This window comes from Leptolyngbya sp. NIES-2104, from assembly GCF_001485215.1.
Classification (GTDB): Bacteria; Cyanobacteriota; Cyanobacteriia; order Leptolyngbyales; family Leptolyngbyaceae; genus Leptolyngbya.
Genome location: NZ_BBWW01000001.1, coordinates 1,744,505 through 1,762,294 on the forward strand (window position 1 = coordinate 1,744,505; position 17,790 = coordinate 1,762,294).

Annotated in this window: 17 protein-coding genes; 5 read left to right on the top strand and 12 right to left on the bottom strand. The window is 46.2% G+C overall.

The window, feature by feature from the left end:
* Positions 1-5: 5 nt before the first annotated feature.
* Positions 6-194: a hypothetical protein gene (locus NIES2104_RS08000; RefSeq protein ID WP_058997422.1), complete on the bottom strand. Its 189-nt coding sequence runs from the start codon at positions 192-194 to the stop codon at positions 6-8.
* 119 nt (positions 195-313) lie between these two features.
* Here NIES2104_RS08000 and NIES2104_RS08005 point away from each other — a divergent pair, with 119 nt between their 5' ends.
* The gene (locus NIES2104_RS08005) at positions 314-1,729 is read left to right on the top strand and encodes a PLP-dependent aminotransferase family protein (protein ID WP_225895218.1); all 1,416 of its coding nucleotides are present in this window, start codon (positions 314-316) and stop codon (positions 1,727-1,729) included.
* 2 nt (positions 1,730-1,731) lie between these two features.
* On the opposite strand, the gene hpsU is transcribed toward NIES2104_RS08005, so the two are convergent.
* The 3 genes from hpsU to NIES2104_RS08020 all read right to left on the bottom strand — a co-directional run bounded on the left by hpsU (position 1,732) and on the right by NIES2104_RS08020 (position 4,852).
* Complete coding sequence (gene hpsU / locus NIES2104_RS08010) at positions 1,732-2,319, bottom strand: hormogonium polysaccharide biosynthesis acetyltransferase HpsU (protein ID WP_058997425.1); 588 nt, start codon at positions 2,317-2,319, stop codon at positions 1,732-1,734.
* Positions 2,316-3,242: a glycosyltransferase family 2 protein gene (locus NIES2104_RS08015; RefSeq protein WP_058997428.1), complete on the bottom strand. Its 927-nt coding sequence runs from the start codon at positions 3,240-3,242 to the stop codon at positions 2,316-2,318. Before NIES2104_RS08015 ends, hpsU begins: the two co-directional genes overlap by 4 nt.
* 332 nt (positions 3,243-3,574) lie before the next feature.
* A complete protein-coding gene (locus tag NIES2104_RS08020; protein WP_058997430.1) occupies positions 3,575-4,852 on the bottom strand; it encodes a glycosyltransferase family 4 protein in 1,278 nt (425 codons plus the stop codon).
* Positions 4,853-5,327: 475 nt separating this feature from the next.
* On the opposite strand from NIES2104_RS08020, the gene NIES2104_RS08025 reads away from it, so the two are divergent.
* Complete coding sequence (locus NIES2104_RS08025) at positions 5,328-5,975, top strand: Uma2 family endonuclease (RefSeq protein WP_058997433.1); 648 nt, start codon at positions 5,328-5,330, stop codon at positions 5,973-5,975.
* A gap of 18 nt (positions 5,976-5,993) precedes the next feature.
* On the opposite strand, the gene NIES2104_RS08030 is transcribed toward NIES2104_RS08025, so the two are convergent.
* Together NIES2104_RS08030 and NIES2104_RS08035 are read right to left on the bottom strand one after the other, a co-directional pair.
* Positions 5,994-6,866, bottom strand: coding sequence for an NAD(P)-dependent oxidoreductase (locus NIES2104_RS08030; RefSeq protein WP_058997434.1), 873 nt, complete (start codon positions 6,864-6,866; stop codon positions 5,994-5,996).
* A gap of 45 nt (positions 6,867-6,911) precedes the next feature.
* Entirely contained in the window at positions 6,912-7,829 is a 918-nt protein-coding gene (locus NIES2104_RS08035) for an Hpt domain-containing protein (protein WP_058997436.1), read from the bottom strand.
* Between the two features lie 312 nt (positions 7,830-8,141).
* On the opposite strand from NIES2104_RS08035, the gene NIES2104_RS08040 reads away from it, so the two are divergent.
* The gene (locus NIES2104_RS08040) at positions 8,142-9,074 is read left to right on the top strand and encodes a type IV pilin-like G/H family protein (protein ID WP_058997437.1); all 933 of its coding nucleotides are present in this window, start codon (positions 8,142-8,144) and stop codon (positions 9,072-9,074) included.
* Between the two features lie 196 nt (positions 9,075-9,270).
* Here the strand turns inward: NIES2104_RS08040 and map are convergent, their stop codons facing one another.
* Genes map through NIES2104_RS08060 form a run of 4 tightly spaced genes read right to left on the bottom strand, consistent with a single transcriptional unit; the run spans position 9,271 to position 12,751 of the window.
* Positions 9,271-10,077 carry a type I methionyl aminopeptidase gene (map, locus tag NIES2104_RS08045; protein WP_058997438.1) on the bottom strand — a complete coding sequence of 269 codons (807 nt, stop codon included), beginning with the start codon at positions 10,075-10,077 and terminating at the stop codon, positions 9,271-9,273.
* Between the two features lie 41 nt (positions 10,078-10,118).
* Complete coding sequence (locus NIES2104_RS08050; RefSeq protein WP_058997441.1) at positions 10,119-11,645, bottom strand: hypothetical protein; 1,527 nt, start codon at positions 11,643-11,645, stop codon at positions 10,119-10,121.
* 33 nt (positions 11,646-11,678) lie between these two features.
* Positions 11,679-12,155, bottom strand: a complete 477-nt coding sequence (locus NIES2104_RS08055) for a GNAT family N-acetyltransferase (protein WP_058997443.1) — start codon at positions 12,153-12,155, stop codon at positions 11,679-11,681.
* Positions 12,155-12,751: a tRNA-(ms[2]io[6]A)-hydroxylase gene (locus NIES2104_RS08060; RefSeq protein WP_058997444.1), complete on the bottom strand. Its 597-nt coding sequence runs from the start codon at positions 12,749-12,751 to the stop codon at positions 12,155-12,157. The genes NIES2104_RS08055 and NIES2104_RS08060 overlap by 1 nt, the downstream gene beginning before the upstream one ends.
* A gap of 9 nt (positions 12,752-12,760) precedes the next feature.
* On the opposite strand from NIES2104_RS08060, the gene NIES2104_RS08065 reads away from it, so the two are divergent.
* Both NIES2104_RS08065 and NIES2104_RS08070 read left to right on the top strand, forming a co-directional pair.
* On the top strand, positions 12,761-13,624 hold the full coding sequence (locus tag NIES2104_RS08065) for a DMT family transporter (protein ID WP_058997445.1): 864 nt from the start codon (positions 12,761-12,763) through the stop codon (positions 13,622-13,624).
* Between the two features lie 210 nt (positions 13,625-13,834).
* Positions 13,835-14,770: a phosphodiester glycosidase family protein gene (locus NIES2104_RS08070; protein WP_225895219.1), complete on the top strand. Its 936-nt coding sequence runs from the start codon at positions 13,835-13,837 to the stop codon at positions 14,768-14,770.
* A 47-nt stretch (positions 14,771-14,817) separates the two neighbouring features.
* Here NIES2104_RS08070 and NIES2104_RS08075 read toward each other — a convergent pair whose 3' ends face one another.
* Positions 14,818-16,686 (bottom strand): M48 family metallopeptidase, encoded by a 1,869-nt coding sequence (locus NIES2104_RS08075; RefSeq protein WP_058997449.1) that lies wholly within the window; start codon positions 16,684-16,686, stop codon positions 14,818-14,820.
* A gap of 100 nt (positions 16,687-16,786) precedes the next feature.
* On the bottom strand, positions 16,787-17,389 hold the full coding sequence (locus tag NIES2104_RS08080; protein ID WP_058997451.1) for a Uma2 family endonuclease: 603 nt from the start codon (positions 17,387-17,389) through the stop codon (positions 16,787-16,789).
* Between the last annotated feature and the right edge of the window lie 401 nt (positions 17,390-17,790).

Below are 17,790 nucleotides of genomic sequence, written 5' to 3' on the forward strand. Positions count from 1 at the left end.
TCTTCTCAATGATGACGTTGATCAAGCCACATTCTAACTTCTTGCTCTGTTCCGAATGCGTTATGTTTATCAGCTTGTGGATCGTAGATTTGATAATACCAATTTCCTTGATGATCTTGGCGGTGATTGACTTGAGGTTCACCGCTGTTAGAAATTCGACTAACAACAGCATTCCAAAATTGATTGAGCTTCATGATGAGTATTTTCGATCAATGATTTATTTTCTTCTCGATCGCATCTAGCCAACCAGGGACAGTTCGCCTAAATTGTAATGGTTACAGTTCAAGTTCTAGAAACTGTTATGCTCAAAAAAATGGAGAATTGTGATGCTTCGACGCTTTATGAACAAGTTGCCAATCGCATTCGCACCCTGATTGAGGAAGGAACACTAAGGTCAGGCGATCGTTTACCGTCCGTCCGCAAACTGCATCGACAATTCTCAGTCAGCATTTCAACTGTTCTAGAAGCCTACCGATTATTAGAAGATCAGGGCTGGATTGGAGCACGTCCGCAATCGGGCTATTATGTCAAACCGTTGCAGAATCGAGCAGAACCGAGTTCCTGCACCTCACTGAGGTATGACAATCCCGTGGATGTCTCTTTGGCGTTTCGAGTCATGCGCGATCCGAGAAGTTTGGGATTAGGTCATGCGATTCCAGGATTGGAACTTTTACCGATCGCTTCTCTCAATCGCATCGCCAATCGAATTGTTCGAGAACAACCAACTGCTCTACATTCTTACAATGCACCACAAGGATCAGAAATATTACGGCATGAAGTGGCACGTCGATCGATCGAATCGGGCTGTACGTTCTCACCCGATGACTTAATCATCACTAATGGTGCAACCGAGGCGATCAATTTAGCGCTGCGGGCGGTGACTCAACCTGGAGATATTATTGCGATCGAGTCCCCAACCTACTACGGCTTTCTCGAAATTCTGGAATCACAGCATTTGAAGGCGTTAGAGATTCCCACTGAGCCGAAAGACGGCATTGTGTTAGAGCATTTAGAATTCGCGCTGAAGCATCAGAAAATTGCAGCTTGTTTGATTGTCTCCAACTTTAGTAATCCGCTGGGAAGCTGTATGAGCGATCGTAAAAAACAGCAGCTTGTGAATTTACTCAATCAATACGATGTGCCTTTAATTGAAGACGATGTTTACGGAGAACTCTATTTCTCGAATGTGCGCCCCAAAGCGATTAAAGCGTTTGACACGGACGATCGCGTCTTGTACTGTGCATCGGTGAGTAAAACGCTCTCACCTGGATTGCGTGTAGGTTGGTGTGCCGCAGGGCGATATCACGTTAAAGTTGAACGATTGAAAATGGCGATGAATTGGACAACTGCTATCGTGCCTCAGTTAACGGTTGCCGAATTCTTATCGAATGGCGGATGCGATCGACATCTGCGGCAAATCCGGCGATCGTATCAAACTCAAATGCTGAGAATGATGCAAGCGATCTTTGCAGAATTCCCGATCGAAACGCGAGTGACTCAACCGAATGGCGGTCAAGTTTTATGGTTAGAGTTACCGATCGAGTTCGATGCAATGGCACTCTATGACACTGCGTTACAGCATCAAATTACGGTTGCTCCAGGAATGATGTTTTCCCCATCTGGAGCGTATCGCAACTGTTTACGGTTAAATTGTGGCTTACCTTGGTCAACAGGAATCGAAACTGCAATGAAAATGCTAGGAAAACTCTGTAAAGAACAGTTAGCCTAGCACTAATTCATTTCTCGGAAATAGTGCGATCGACAAGGTGATCCCCAACAGACAAATTGAGCAGGCATTGATTTCAACACCGTACTTCGAGCACCAATCACGGCATTTGAACCGATTTGAACTCCCGGAGCAATAAAGCAATCTGAGGCAATCCAAGCACCGTGACCGATTTCGATTGAACTGGTTTCGAGTCCAAATGCTCGATCGCTAAGATCATGACTCCCAGTGCAAAGGTAGCTTTTTTGAGAAATCACACAATGATCGCCAACGGAAATGCGATCGAGACTGTAAAAGACAACATTATCGCCAATCCAACTGTGATCGCCAATCTCAACTTTCCACGGATAAGTAAATCGCGCCGTTGGACGAATTAGAACATCTTCGCCAATCTTGGCTCCAAATAATCGCAAAATCGAGCAGCGAACCGAATTAAGCGTTTGAGGCGTGATCGGAAATACGATCGCTTGCACCAGCCACCAGAGCAGCACATACCAGCCTGGACGACCGCGATCGTACCAGGACTGATCATAGTTACGAAGATCGACGAGCGGTGGCGCGTTTAAGTCGATCGAAGGTCTGATTTGCGTCATGATTCTGGTTGTACGATCGCTTGAGGAGTCATCGGTTTTGGAGTGTTCAACGTGCCGCCGAACTGCTGCAACTCGTACAATTTCACCCCAATCTGAAATTCGTACTGACTCAGCAGACGAGCATAGATATAGCCCGCTCTGCCGTCGAGGAATCCCAACCGAAACACGTACGCTAATAAAAATCGCAATGTTGGCTTGAACGGCAATCTCACCCAAATCCGTTTCAAGAACCGCTTGCGCTGCACTGAATCCCCGAACAAATCAGCACCGATCGTGCCGTGATCGCCTTTGCCTGTAAGCAAGTTGAGATACACCTGAGCTTCCCAATTTGAGTAGCGATTGTGCCGTTCTAACCAGTGATACAAATCCTTGAAGTCGATGTGCAGCATATCGTTTTTCAGATAGCCAACTTTGCCCGACATCACGACGTGTTCATGAACTTCGTTATCTCCAGTGTTCCGAATCGCTTCGGTGCTGAGATTTTCGTAGCGTCCTTGCTTGTGTTTGAAAAGTCTCAAATTCCAGTCTGGATATTTGCCACCGTAGCGAATCCATTGACCTAGAAAGAACACTCTACGATTCAGGTAATAGCCTTCAAACTCTGAATTCTGAATCGCTGTCTCAATCTCGTCCCACAATTCCGGCGTGATCCGCTCATCACAATCAACAATCAGCACCCATTCATTCCGAAACGGTAAATTTTCCAGTGACCAATTCTTCTTTTTGGGCCATCGCCCATTGAAGTGAAACTGAACTACCGTTGCCCCGTAGCTTTCTGCAATTTCAACTGAGCGATCGCTACTCTGCGAATCCACGACGAAGACTTCATTGGCTCTTGCAACACTCTCAAGACAAGCAGGCAAGTTCGCTTCTTCATTGCGGGCAGGAATGAGAACCGAAACCGGGAGTTTGGAGACAGTCATAATCTGAGTACAAAGAGGGCACGACACAGCTAAATCAACGTTAGTTCGACAGGTTTTTCCGCTTCGATTCGACCTCGCCCGTGACTGGAAGTCTGGGCTAACAGTGCGAAGCCCACTGAAGGGGGCTAAAGACCAATTACTATCGGACTTGTAGTCCTGGAGGGACTTCGCACCGTTAGCCCCGAATTCTATTCCGGGGCGGGTGAGCAACGAAGCGAAAAGCTTTGTCAACCTCACGTTAAATCAGCTATGACAGCCTCAGTATTCCCATTCACACTAAAAAAATCGGAGCCATTTTCAGACTCCGATCGACGAACTCAGGGGATCACACCTTAACTACTCGACTTATCCACACTGAATCGATAAGCAGGCTTGACCGCTGGAGTGTTCGCCACTTTCTCGAACAAGGTTTCATACTGCGTTAATGCCTGCTCGAATGAATAGCGCTCGATCGCATACTGTCTTCCTTGTTTTCCCAGTCGGGTCGCTAATTCTGGATTCTGATACAGTTCCAAGATCTGATCGGCTAACGCTTCTGGATTTTCTGGCTCAACCACAACGCCACCGCGACTTTTCTCGATCGCTTTCGCCGCACTTCCAGTACTCGGAACTGATGCAATTACAGCCCGACCGCTGGCAAGCAAGACCTGAGTTTTTGACGGCATATTAAACGAAACGACATTTCGCTTCTGCACAATCAAGCCCACATCCGCCGCCGCTAACATTTCAGGCAATTTCTCGCGAGGTTGGAATGGTAAAAGTTTCACATTGTCCGCGCCGAGTCGTTCACAGTGTTTTTTTAACTGCTCGATCGCTTTCGGCTCTCCCACGATCGCAAATGCAATCTCTGGAATATGTCGCACCTTTGCAGCCGCCTCGATCACCGTCTCTAAGCCTTGTGTGAGGGCAATATTCCCCGCATAAAGCACGACAAATTTTCCATCTAGCCCGTTCTCTGTCCGAAACGCATTGTCTTCCTTGGACATTGGACGAATGAAGCCTGTATCGACCCAGTTTGGAATACAAGCCAATTTATTCGAGGGTACACCCTTGTTTTCTAGATTTTCGACAAAGCCATCTGCAATCACACTAATCGTATGAGCCGTTCTGTAAGCAAACTTCTCCAATGCTTCAAACACTCGAATCATCGTCTTACTCTTCAGCAATCCGACGTGAACTGCTGCTTCAGGAAGAATATCTTGGACATTAAGCACGATCGGGCAATTGTGCAACCAGCTTAGAAGAGCGGCAGGAACGCAAACCGGGAGCGGCGGAACCGTGAGTAAAATTACATCCGGTCGCCAACCTTTCAGCGCTTGAAAGAAACTGGTAAAAACAAAACTGCTGTCTAATAGAACTCGATCGATCAAACTCGGTTTCGGTTTAACCCACATATAACTGCGCTGAATTGTTACGCCGTTGCGTTCTTCAGTGGTGTAGAGCTTGCCGCGATATCCTTCGTAGATCTGGCGTTGTGGATAGTTCGGCATTCCGGTGATGACTCTGACTTGATGCCCCCGTCTGACTAGCCCTTCAGCAAGTTCTGTCATTAAAGGCGCGATGCCTATCGGTTCTGGATGATAGTTATAGGAATAGATCAAAACACGCATAGCTTAGGAACCCAAACGGCAATGGTCGCAGTATCGAAACTCAGCCGCCAAGCGTTCAGAAGCCACAGATGACTTGAACAAAGTCGATATTCAGATGTGCTAGGGGGGTCACATGATGCAGAGCTAAATCTGCGATCGGGTTCAATCAATCCTGTGAGTTCTGGGCTGAACGTTCGGAAGAAATTTAGGGACGCTGGTTCTAGATTGCCCAGAAAACAATAGTCTTCACATTGCTTTCTAAAAAGCGCTCATTTCAGCTTTTCTCTGATGTGTTGAATTTGGACAAATACGATGAGAATCTGACCTTTTGCGGGGGCGGTCTATATTCCATTTCAACCTAAAATGTGCAACTCCGGAAAGTGTTGGATGTTACAAACGTAAAGTATTTAGAGAAAAAACATATTGCAGTTCATCAAAACTTGCTTCTGATAGGATCTGGTAAAGTAACAGGACACACGTTTAGGGGCTTCGGGCTATGGTTTCCAATCTGCAAGAAACCGTCGTTTATCCGGACAGTGACGGGAAATTAATGTCAGATAATACCAAGCAGTTTCGTTGGATTGTTGAGATTAAACAGAATTTAGATTGGCTATTTGCTGATGACCCGACAGTTTTTGTTGCAGGGGATTTACTGTGGTATCCGATCGAAGGTCGTCCTGATATCCGAAATGCTCCGGATGTGATGGTGGTGTTTGGTAGACCCAAAGGAGATCGCGGCTCTTATCAGCAATGGAGAGAAGAAAATATCCCGCCTCAAGTGGTGTTCGAGATTCTGTCTCCAGGAAACACAAAGACGGAGATGGAAAAAAAACTCTTATTCTACGATCGCCATCGAATTCAGGAGTACTACATTTACGACCCGGATACGAACGCGCTGAGTGGTTGGCAGAGAACTGAAGATGGACTGGATGCGATCGCAGATATGACAAATTGGACAAGTCCACGCCTAGGAGTTCGCTTTGATCCTTCGCATGAGGAATTACAAATTTATTATCCGGATGGAACTCGATTTCGTTCTTTTAATGAAATAAACGAATCGTTAGAGCGAGAACGCCAAAGAGTAGAAGATTTAGAGGCGACCTTACAGCAATACCGAGAGCGTTTCGGAGAATTACCAAATTGATTTCTTTAAGAAGCACGTTTAAAGATTCTTTTTGTTGCTATCAATAGGACAAACGATCGCAAATAAAGCTGCATAGTCAAGATCTGATAAATTCTCGGAAATTGCCTGGTTTAAGATTTCTTGAACTCCCTCAACTGATGCGGTTTCAAGATTTGACGATCGCGCCGCTTCAATAAATAATCCAATGTCTTTTTGTAAGTGCTTTGTCGGAAAATTCGGATTTTCAAAATCTCGATCGATCATTCTTTGTAATTTCTTGTCAAAAGTCGGTGCATACAATGCACTTTGCCGCAGAATCTTCATGAATGCTTCAACATCAACATTCTGACGCAGCACTAATCCAAGACTCGCAGCAAACGCACTTGTTAACGATCCAATCAATTGATTTAACGCCAGCTTCACAGTCGCAGCGGAACCGACTGAACCTAGTAAAACTGGATTTTCTCCGAATATTTGCAGAAGTGATCGCCATTTTTCAAACTGTTCGGGTTCTGCCCCAACCATCACGATCAATTTTCCCGATCGCGCTTCGGGAATACTGCCTAGCACCGGAGCTTCGAGATAAGTTCCACCAGCGGCGATGACTTGATCCCGAATCGATTGGCTTTCATCAGGCGCGATCGTACTCATTTGAATCACAGTGCGATCGCGTAAAACGGACGAATCAGCAAGCAGCGTTTCTTGAATTGCCTGAGCGTTCGTGAGCATCAGGACTACACACTCAGAAGCCGTGATCGCTTCCGAAGCAGAAGAAGCAATCACGGCTCCAGTCAAGGATTCTAATTTTGCAGCGGTGCGATTGTAAGCGGTGACAGAATGACCAGCATCGATTAGGCGTTGCGCCATCGGTAAGCCCATCAATCCGGTGCCGATAAATCCAATCTTTGCCATTGCTACACTCCAGACTGCTCTTTCACCAGTCTAGAGGCAAAGGCACTATTGGATCGCTTTCATAATGAAGTCGGCAATTTCAATCAACTCCGATTTATTAAAGGATTCGAGGAGCGATCGGGCAGCCGCTCTCGGTTCAAGCGGAATCGAAATTTGCTGTTTAGTGGTAGGTGCAGATGGAGATTTTGCAGGCTGTGCAGGCGGATTCACCAGATTTTTCAGATTTGCGCTGACGGCGATCTTGTTTGCGCTTCCGGTGAGAAGAAGATCGCTCGCTTGTTTGAGATTTTTGATGACGATCGGCGCAAGAGTTGCGTAAGTATTTCTGGGATTCGCGATCGCTCTTTGCGCCGTTTGCAGGAGTGACACCCAGGTTGGTGTGGTGCTGCTGATTTGGATCAATCGATTGCAGAGCGCGACTAGTTGCTGCCGACTTTTTTGAGAATCACCCTGTTTGAAGAGTTGCAGCATCGCCTTGAGAACGGCTGTGATTTGGGTAGCAGCATTCTGAGAAGAAGCAGATCTTGAAGCAGTGCTTTTTCCTGCAATCAGCTTGTTGAGATAGGATTGCAGCTCTCGGAAGGTTGGTTCTGCCTCGGAAACCGCTTGTTGGGCATCTTCTTCTCGTAAGCCAAAGGGACTTTGAAGCGCTTCGATCAATTCTTTCAGCGTGTCGAAGCCTTTGAGAAATAGATCTTCTAACCGCTGATCAATCTTAACAGGATGCTCTTTGAGAATTTTGAAGCAATCCTCGAAATGGTGCGCGGTTCTTTGAATGCCATCAAAACCGAGCATTGCAGCGCCACCTTTAACCGAGTGAGCCGCTCGAAACAGTTCGTTCACGCGCTCAGAATCTGCCATCGTTGCTGCTAGATCGACTAAGCCTTGCTCGATCGTGTCCAGATGTTCTTTCGCTTCTTCGATGAAATAGCCGAGAATTTGCTGTTGCTTAACAGATTGCACCGGGGACGCTCCTGACGTGACAGATCCACAAAATTCTGGGGCGACTTGCCCATATAACTTGAGTGTTCCCTGGCGCGGTAAGAATTCACAGCAAAAATAGGCTAAATTGCTGGTATGACAAATCTTTACTGCAATTTCATTAGATCGCGATGAAATGTTAATTCCTGATTGAGAAGCTTAAAATTCTCTAAATCAAATGGTTCTAATCCTGAACGATCGTCGATCGAGCGGATAATTAGACAGAACCGGGGTTACAGCGGTAAAGTAAGGCATTCCCGCAACTACCCTTTTATCACTGCCCGTTTAGTGTCTATGGAACAGTCCAATCTCTTAGAACTCGCCAAGCAGGGTGAACCAAATGCGATCGCTGCTTTGATGAATGCGGTGTTGTCCCCGAAAGGTATCACGGCGCATGCGGGAATGGATGAGGACTGTTTGTGTATCTTTCTAGAGTCGCAAAAGCCGCTGAATCAAGAAACGCTAGTGGCGTTTATTCAGAAAGGGTTATTGGAATTAGGAAATGACTCGATTCGATCCGTTCGAGCGCAAGGGAAACGCATCGGGGAAGAAGGCGTTGCTTGGACACGGGAATTTACAGTGCGATCGACGGAACCCACTTCACGAGTAGCAACCCTAACTCCTCCGGCTGAAATTGAAGCGCATGAAGAAGAAATCGTAGAAGAGCATCTCGAAGAGGAAGTTGAGGAAGAGCCGCTATCGTTCCGAGGATGGCTAAAAACTCGGTGGCGCGTTTATGCGATTCCAGTGGTGTTGGTCGTGATTGGTGGCTTTATCGCAGGTGGAACAACTGCTTTTTGGTCAACGGCAAAAAGTCAGTCTCAGAGCGATGCGAATCCTGTGGTGAACGCCTCTCCGGATGGTGCCCTTGAAAAACAAAAAGAGGCAGAGGTTTATCTCAAGGCAATGACCGCTGCACAACAGAAGTTTTATCAGCAGAATAATCGCTTTGCGAACAGTTTAGAAGAGCTGGAGCGATCGGCAAATATCATTTCTCAAAGCTATAGCTATGCGTACCGATTACGAGTTGGAAAGGATTCGGTGATCACAGCAATTCCAAGAGAGGCAGATCTTCAGAGTTATGTTGGCGTAGTAACAGTGACTGCATCGGGGACAGAGAGCTTGATCTGTCGATCTTTGAAACCTTCTGTTCAAGCTCCTGAGAAACCGCCATTGGCGAAGGGCAGCAGGAAATTGGCTTGTCCGGCTCGATCGCAGAAACTTTAGAGTGTGTTTTAGGATCTTCTCGCTGCGTTGCGAGTCCGCCCCGGAATGGAATTCGGGGCTAACAGAACGAAGTCCACTAAAGGGGACTGAAAGCCAAGATTAGTATCTTTAGTCCTTTGAGAAGGACTTCGCACGATTAGCCCCAAATTTCATTCCGGGGCGGGTGTGAACGAAGCGAAGAATTTCAAAACGTGCCTTAGAGTTTTGTGCGATCGGTCAAGATTTCATATCCAGTTTCAGTCACTAACACCGTGTGTTCAAACTGAGCGGAAAGCGATCGATCTACGGTCACCGCTGTCCAGCGATCGGGCAAAATTCGCGTATTTTTTGAGCCAGCATTAACGATCGGCTCGATCGCTAATGTCATTCCCGCTTTTAGTTTCACATTCGGCATCTGATAAGTTCTGAAGTTAAACACAGACGGTTCCTCGTGCAAATTCCGTCCAACTCCGTGACCCGTGAAATCTTCTACCACCTTGCAGCCGTTGGATTCGACATAATCTTGAATTGCACCAGCAAGATCTAATAAAAATGCACCTGCTCGAACTTGCTCAATGCCCTTATAAAGCGCTTGTTCGGCAACGTGAATCAGTTTTGCGGCATCGGGAGAAACTTCACCGACTGCGATCGTGACACAGGAGTCGCCATGAAACCCTTCATAGAATGCGCCCGTATCTACTTTCAGCACGTCACCCGTACGAATGGTCTTCTTCTTATTCGGAATGCCGTGAACGACTTCGTGATTGATGCTAGAACAAATCGAGGCGGGAAAGCCGTGATAGCCCTTAAAGCTCGGTGTTGCACCCATTTCGCGGATCCGCTTTTCGGCGTGAACATCCAGGTCCCAAGTCGTCATTCCGGGTCTAACAAGTTCGGAAATCTCTTTTAGTACAGTGGCAACAATGCGAGAAGCCTGCCGCATCGTCTCGATCTCGTGCTCAGATTTAATTTCAACGGTGCGACGTTTTTTGGGAGTCGGTAGAAGGTTGGTCAGAATGTTCATGAACTGCGATCGCTAAGAGTCCTTTACTAAGTTAACTCAAACTACGGCAACCATCGCGGGTGTAATCCCCGGAACGGAAGTTCTTCAGGCTGAGTTTTGTTGTTCAGATCACCTTTGAGCGGAAGTAACCAGAGTTTACTTCCTGCGAGTGCTTGACTCACTTCGGCTTTAGCGCGATCGTCTGCCTGAGTTTGATCGAAAATTAACGCCTTGCCATCAGGAGCGAGGTCAACCTGAATTTCTCGCTGATTGGGTAGTAGAACTAGAGGGCGCAAGGTTTGTTCCATTGGCTTGCCTTCGCGTGCAGCTTTGAGGTCAACTGCGGCGAGAAACGGCTGTTCTTGGAATGTATTGCCTGGAACGAGATTGGTTAATAGGCAATACAGAATGTCACCATTTGGATCAAAATTCGCGCTGATGATTGATCCTGGAATTTTGAGGATTTCTTTTTGAACGCCTTGAGAGACGAGGAACATCGATCGAGTGTAGTCGGTGTTGAATTTCACCATGACCGCTGATGTTCCATCCGGCGAAAAGCTCAGAACCGTTCCAAACTTTGGCAAAAAGTCTAATGGGTCTGCGGGTTGTTCGGATTCGGGCTGGAGGGGCAAAATGGCGAGTCCTTGCCCTTGAGCGACTGCCAGCGAATCGCCATCGGGTGTGATAAGAAAATCGCCGCCTGTTTGTTGATTGCTGATCGCTTTTGCAGGTTGACCATCTCGAATTAACCACGCTCCGGCATCATTCGGATCACGGCGACTCAATCGCTGAACCACAATCGATCGACCATCTTTCGACAAGTCAAATCTCAAATTCTGATAGTCTCGATTGTCTAGAATTTGCGTGATTTGTCCGGGTTGGGATGGAGACGCAGACGCGGTTGGAGTGGATGTGTCTCCAAGCTGTGCGGGATCGTTGATTTGAATCCCAGTTGTGACCGTGTAGATTTTTTGTTCTGCTAGAGACTGTGGTGGATTGGTGCGCTCAATTGCACTAAATACAATCTTGTCGCTACCTGGATAAGTTCTAAAATCCATGACAGCAAGATTTTCTGGTGTCAAAATTTTCTTGTCTTGCTGCGTCAAGTTGTACAGAATTAGCCGTCCTGCTTCATTGCCTTCGGCTCCGATGAATGCGAAAACGCGATCGCGACTTTTAAACTTTTCATTGAAGTCTCGCAAAATCCCATGATCAGATCCTTCTTTGCTGAATCGATCTCTAGCATTGGTTAGCGAAACTGTGAATTCTGTTCCATAGGGAGCAGGCTGATCGAGCGTGTAAGCCATTCGTCGTCCTGCCCAACTCACTTTTCCTTTCAAATCGGGCTGAATCTTCAAATTCTGCTCGACGCTCGGATGATCCATTGGGCGGCTAAACGTGAGCAGAAAAGCGCGATCGTCGGCTCCGACTTGTTTTCCTTGCCAGTTGAATTCTCGAACTCTAGGGGCACTGCGATCGCCGCTCAGCAGTAGAATTCCAATCAGCACAATGAGAACTAGCATTAAGCCGATCGCCACTCGATCGAGCGGTTGCGGAAACTTGCGGAACGATTCAGAGGACGGTTGCATAGGGTTGTGATCCACTCGATCAACGTGAGTTCCTTAGACCAAGTATTTTACATAAACTCGATCGCATCTCAATGTTTCTACTCCAGTACTCGGCTGATATCCGGCACGTTCATAGAGTTGAACTGCTTCTTTGAGAACGCTTGCAGTTTCGATCCAGATTTGCTCAAAGCCTTTTTTAGCGATCACATCTTCCAACTGATTCAACAAAACTTTTCCGAGTCCAACGCCTCGCGCTTCAGGCAGCAAATACATTTTGCGAATTTCAACTGCGTTCTGACCGCGTGAAATCGGATAATAGGCTCCAGTTCCAACCAGTTGATGATTACGCTCAATCACCCAAAATTCGCCGTTTTTCTTTTGATAAAACTCTTCAACTTCCAGAACATCGCGATTGGCTCCTTCGGGTTCTTGTTTCAAATCGTATTCAGCCAGCACAGATCCAATCAGATTGAAGGCAGCCTCCCGATCTGACCGTTGCCAATTACGAATCAGAAAATCTTTATACTGCATTAGCTATGAATTCTCGGTTGAGGATAAAGCGTGGAGAGGATTTCGCTTTCGATCGCGCCTAATTCTTCTAAGCGTTGATTGACCTGCGATCGCTCAAAATAAGTATCCGCCAGTGTCCAATACATGCCATAATGCCGCGCTTCGGATGCCATCAATGCCCGGTAAAATTTTGCCAATTCTTGATCGTCGCAATGTTGCGCTAGTAATCCTAAACGCTCGTGGCTCCGGGCTTCAATCAATCCTGAAACTAACAATGAATCCAACATACGATCGGGTTCTTCACGTCGAATTTGTTTATTGAGACTCGCACCGTACGGAGGTGCGGCAAGTGGCGCGAGAGGGATAGACCGACGCTCTAAAATCTGGTTTACTTGCTCAAAGTGTTCTAACTCTTCTTGCGCGATCGCGGTTAACGATCGAACTAATTTCGCGCTAGATGGATAACGAAACATTAGATTAAGTGCGACTCCTGCGGCTTTTCGCTCACAGTGAGAATGATCAAGCAAAATCGTATCTAGGTTTGCCACTGCCTGATTGACCCAAGCTTCAGAAGTAGGCTGTTGAAGAAAGCGAATCGTCGCAAAAGAAGAAACCACGGAATTCTCATGATTTGGTTAGCATTTGCAATTTTAACGGCTTTCTTTGAGTCTTTGAAGGATGTTTCTAGTAAACACAGTCTCAAAAATCTAGATGTTTACATTGTTGCTTGGGTTGCAAATATCTTTGCTGTAATTTTTCTGATCCCATTACTGCTATTGGCTGGAATTCCCAAGATAGAACCTCAGTTTTGGATAGCATTGCTGATTGGTGGTAGTTTGAATGTGGTTTCCTTTACGCTCTATATTCGTGCGCTTCAGGTTGCAGATTTATCATTAACGGTTCCACTAGTAACGCTCACACCGTTGTTTCTTTTGGTCACTTCACCGTTGATCGTGCATGAAAATCCGACGTTTACCGATGCGATCGGGATTTTTCTCATTGTGGTTGGCTCTTATGTGTTGAACTTACGAGAGCGTAAAAATGGGTACTTTGCACCCTTGAGAGCTTTGTTTCGCAATCAAGGCAGTCGCTTTATGTTGATGGTTGCATTTATCTGGAGCATTACTTCAAACTTCGACAAAGTGGGTGTAGTTCACTCCTCACCGTTGCTTTGGTCTACGGCTTTGTATAGCTATTTAGCAGTGGGAATGTTTCCGATCGCGCTTTTCAACTCCCGCCACAAGTTCCATCAAATCTTCCCTAATCTTAAACCGTTGATGGTGATCGGATTCTTTCATGCGATCGCGATTACATTTCAAATGATTGCTGTCACTTATACCTTGGTTACACAAGTAATTGCAGTCAAACGGATGAGCGCTTTAATCAGTGTTTTATTCGGACACTTCCTCTTTCATGAACGAGGATTACGAGAGCGATTATTCGGAGCCACGATCATGGTATTGGGCGTAATTGTGATGACCTTGTTCTAACTTTATCGATCGATAAATTTTTGCTGAACTGGGATGAGATCTCTCGGTCAAGTCCGTATTTCTATGGAGAATAAATCCAGGTGTGAGAAAAGCAATTCTTCCTCTATCTATAGGAGGACTTTCGCTAAAAGATATTACGTATTTTTAATCAGTTTTTGAAAAATACATAAGCAAGGCATGATTGACAGAGTTTCTCATCGCAAACGCTTCATGATTCGCTGGTTGTCGTCTGTTCCCGGTAGCTTCTTAGTTACAGCGACCTGTACGCTCTTTACTTGTGCAATCCTGTTTCCTCGGCTCTCGATCGCACCCGAACCTGTTGCGATCCCGATCGCGGTTGCAAGCACTGAACGTTCTGGAATTGCTCGCCCGATCTCGGTAATTAAAAAGACGATCGAAGGTGTTCCGATTCGAGTTGCGACAATCGATCTCACTGATCCCAAAACCTTTATCAGCATCGGACTTGCAAACCGGGCAACTCAGGCGAATAGTTCTCGATCGACTCGTGGTGATGAACCTTTTGAAGCAATGGTACGCCGTCATAAAGCCGCTGTTACAGTGAGCGGAACTTTCTTCAGCATGGATGCTCAAAAGCGCGTCATGGGGAATATGGTCGCAGGTGGGCGCATTCTCAAATACAGTCCTTGGGAGAACTATGGAACGACTTTAGGGATTCGTCGCGGCAATCGTCCTGAGATGATCACAGCCCGAACTGAAGGGAAACCCCAATGGGATCAGCACTGGTTTTCGTTGACTGCGGGTCCTCGACTGTTAAAACAAGGCAAGATTTCGATCCATCCGAAACAAGAAGGTTTTAGTGATCCAGCGGTTTCAGGTGTGGCATTGCGAGCAGCGATCGGCTTTCCCGAAAATGGAAACCGATTGTATCTAGTCACGTTTCACAAGCCAATCACGCTAGAAAAAGAAGCGGCAATTCTACGATCGATCGGTGCTTATGAAGCAATGAACTTAGATGGTGGAACTTCGGTTGCTTTAGCGGTTGGAAATCGGATTATAAAACCTGCGGGACGTGAACTTACAAATGTCATTACCGTGTATGATTCGCGGTTTCCTGCACCAGAGGAGTTAAAGCGATCGTGGGTCGAGTTTCAGGAAAGCAATCCAGTTCCACTACAGTTCAAATAGCTTAAAAAATTAGAAGTGTAGACTAATCTACACTTCTAATTTGATTATTACCGCTGAAGAATCAGAGCGTGATCGACCTTTGCCATTCTGCTCTTCAGGTCATCATCTTCGAGAATCACAATGTAAAAGCCCTCGATCGGGAACTGAACTTCTTGAGCAATTCGCCCAAAGAGTTCGCGATCGCCATCTTTACCATCGAGTATTCCCTTCTTGCGGACAATGCCCAAAACACAGAATCGATCTTCAGGAAAATAGTGCACTACCTTCTCAACAACGTAAGCTTCTTTGATCTCTGTGTATGCTTCTAACTGTTGCTTCAGTTCATCTAGCTCCGAGGTTGTTAAAGAATGAGGCTTCAGCTTGTCTTGAGGGCTAATGCTTTCTCGTTCTAGCTCGGCTTTTTGCACCAATTCGTAATGTTGTTCTGCTCGATCGCGATATTCGTCTGCTTTCTCAGTTTGACCTTGCTCGATGTAGAAATCGTGAATGAGCTTGCATCCATCAACGACTAGATTGTATTGTTGTGCGATCGCAGTTTCCACACATTCAATTCCCGCTGCATCTCCTTGCTTCAACAACACACCACCATATAGATAGTTCGCTGCAATATGCTTCGGTTGGCGCACTAAAACATCTCTAAAATAAGGTGTTGCTGCTTCTGTTCCGCGCAGTTCCATCACATAGTAAGCCCGCTTCCACAGTTCGGAGTCAGAAAGCTCTGTTTTTTGTTCCAAAGCTTCTAACTTAGCTTTCACCTCAGACAACTCAGCATAGCGCTGTCTCCAAGGGGTTGCTTGTGTTTCCTTCCACGATTGATCAAACACTGCAACAAAGTCTTTCACAGTGTTTCCTAATAGTTGTTCGGCTGCACTCACTTCAATTGGCGCAGGTTGAACGGGTTCGAGACAGCCTAATGCTTGAAGTCGATCGCGAAAACAAGGATGAGTATCTGCATTCGTTGTTTGTTCTGACAATGCTTCTTGAATCCATTGATTGCTCTTTTCTTGGGCGATCAGGTGGCGTAATGCAACCAGCATCGAAGAGTAAGCATCATCAGGCGGATCAGCTTGATTTTCCACTTTCTCGTAAACCGTTGACCAAAATTCCCGCTCTAGATATCGTGCTTTCAGTTCAACATTCGTCAGTGCATCAGCGGTCGCTTGTCTTCCTGCAAGTTCCACCGCACAGCGATCGGCATCATATTCATTCAATCGCCCTAAAACGAATGAGTAAGCATTGAATCGAGGAAAGTACCAATCGAGAAAGCGATCGAACAAGACCGAAGTGCTTCTACGATCGCTTTGATGAATGCGATCGTAAAGCTGATACCAAGTTTTCCGCAGTCGATAAATCCAACCTGCAAAGCGTGAGTGATTCCCCGAAAGATGCCCTAGTTCATGTGCTAAAACAGCTTTCAATTGATCAAGCGTCAGTCCTTGTAATAGTGGAAGCCCCAAAATCAGATAGTTCTCTTGCCATCCAAAAATCCCTAATCTTGGAACTTGAACAACCGCTGCATTGAAATCGGAGGTTAGCAGAATGTTATGGAACTGTGGGGCTTGTAGTTTAGCAGTGAGTTCATCAACGAGATTAAACAATTGAGGAACTTTTTCGCGATCGAGCTTCAATCCTTCAGGCGGCGGGAATGTCACCCACAGCGATCGCGCAATCATCCACGCAGGAACCAGCAGAAGGAACATCAATTGTACGATCGTAGAATTGACCCGACGCACTGACAGCGCCAACGTCACCACGAGCCAAATCCCAATCAGTAATGCAGCTAAAATTAAAAAGATGTAACCGTAACCGAGAACTGCAAGGAGTGCAACTCGAAAGCGATAACTTTCAGGTGACTTTTGCGAAAAGACTTCTAACTTTTTGACAAGCTGATCAAATTGTTCTTGTGTAATTGCCATTCGGATTATTCTCTAAGAACCATTTCGAGTCGTGGTTTGATTACCTGACTTGAATTATTGATTCCCGAAAATCGCGATCGAATCCGAAACAATTTCCGATCTACCAAATCTTTGCCATTCGCAATACAAATCCTGGTAACTCTGGCTCACCACTCACCGTTTCAGGTTTTTCTGGAATTTCAGGTGTGTGATTTGGACGATAAACGTGAACTGTACTGTTTTTACGATCGATTAAAAACCCTAAAACCGCTCCATTCTCGATGTATTCCTGCATCTTGGCTTGTAGTCCAGTCAATGTATCGCTTGACGATCGCAGTTCAATGACAAAATCAGGACAAATGGGAGCAAACGACGCTTTCTGCTCATCGGTTAAAGCATTCCACCGCTCAGATCGAATCCAGGACGCATCCGGCGATCGCGTTGCTCCATTCGGCAGCGTAAACCCACTACTAGAGTCGAATGCTTCACCTGTTCCATCTTCATCAGCCCAGTTCGCGACCTGCTGACTGATTCTCATGTTCCGATTTCCTGTATCTGAAAAAGCGGGCGGCATAATAATCAATTCTCCTTTTGCCGATCGCTCAATCCGTAAGTCTCGATTGGCTTGGCAAAACTCATAAAACTGCTCATTGCTCATGTCTACCAATGCTGGAAAGCTAACCGTCAAGGGAATCTGTTCGGTCTGAATCAGTAGTGTTGTCATCGCTCCTGCTCCTGAATAAGTTCTGCGCTTTCACAGCTTGTGTGTCGATTGATTGTAATTCAAATAAATTCAACTCGCCCCCGCATCTCATTTGGCTCAAGCACTTCTCAAATCAATGTCAGGCTTCTGATAATGTCGCCAATGGAGCGACTACTTTTCGCACAATACACAATGCCTGCATTGAGTTCAACAGCACCGTGTGCGTTGGTTCTTTATGTTGCAGACCCTTACTTCCCTAAACGAATAGGCTCAATAATCCTTGGGGTGATTGTGGGAGCGATTGTTGGTTTTTGCAAATCTCCTTTCATTGCTCTTACCGCTTTCGTACCTAAACTGGTTTGGCGCAGAAGAGTAATTCTAATTCTCGCAGCAGTATCAGCGGTAGCGGAAGGACAGCTATA

What these genes read in the sequence shown, in the direction of transcription:
- NIES2104_RS08055 (WP_058997443.1), bottom strand. Translation starts at nt 12,155, where the DNA reads ATGCAGTATAAAGATTTTCTGATTCGTAATTGGCAACGGTCAGATCGG.
- NIES2104_RS08070 (WP_225895219.1), top strand. Translation starts at nt 13,835, where the DNA reads ATGATTCGCTGGTTGTCGTCTGTTCCCGGTAGCTTCTTAGTTACAGCG.
- NIES2104_RS08015 (WP_058997428.1), bottom strand. Translation starts at nt 3,242, where the DNA reads ATGACTGTCTCCAAACTCCCGGTTTCGGTTCTCATTCCTGCCCGCAAT.
- NIES2104_RS08065 (WP_058997445.1), top strand. Translation starts at nt 12,761, where the DNA reads ATGATTTGGTTAGCATTTGCAATTTTAACGGCTTTCTTTGAGTCTTTG.
- NIES2104_RS08050 (WP_058997441.1), bottom strand. Translation starts at nt 11,645, where the DNA reads ATGCAACCGTCCTCTGAATCGTTCCGCAAGTTTCCGCAACCGCTCGAT.
- NIES2104_RS08030 (WP_058997434.1), bottom strand. Translation starts at nt 6,866, where the DNA reads ATGGCAAAGATTGGATTTATCGGCACCGGATTGATGGGCTTACCGATG.
- hpsU (WP_058997425.1), bottom strand. Translation starts at nt 2,319, where the DNA reads ATGACGCAAATCAGACCTTCGATCGACTTAAACGCGCCACCGCTCGTC.
- NIES2104_RS08000 (WP_058997422.1), bottom strand. Translation starts at nt 194, where the DNA reads ATGAAGCTCAATCAATTTTGGAATGCTGTTGTTAGTCGAATTTCTAAC.
- NIES2104_RS08005 (WP_225895218.1), top strand. Translation starts at nt 314, where the DNA reads ATGGAGAATTGTGATGCTTCGACGCTTTATGAACAAGTTGCCAATCGC.
- NIES2104_RS08025 (WP_058997433.1), top strand. Translation starts at nt 5,328, where the DNA reads ATGGTTTCCAATCTGCAAGAAACCGTCGTTTATCCGGACAGTGACGGG.
- NIES2104_RS08080 (WP_058997451.1), bottom strand. Translation starts at nt 17,389, where the DNA reads ATGACAACACTACTGATTCAGACCGAACAGATTCCCTTGACGGTTAGC.
- NIES2104_RS08075 (WP_058997449.1), bottom strand. Translation starts at nt 16,686, where the DNA reads ATGGCAATTACACAAGAACAATTTGATCAGCTTGTCAAAAAGTTAGAA.
- map (WP_058997438.1), bottom strand. Translation starts at nt 10,077, where the DNA reads ATGAACATTCTGACCAACCTTCTACCGACTCCCAAAAAACGTCGCACC.
- NIES2104_RS08040 (WP_058997437.1), top strand. Translation starts at nt 8,142, where the DNA reads ATGGAACAGTCCAATCTCTTAGAACTCGCCAAGCAGGGTGAACCAAAT.
- NIES2104_RS08020 (WP_058997430.1), bottom strand. Translation starts at nt 4,852, where the DNA reads ATGCGTGTTTTGATCTATTCCTATAACTATCATCCAGAACCGATAGGC.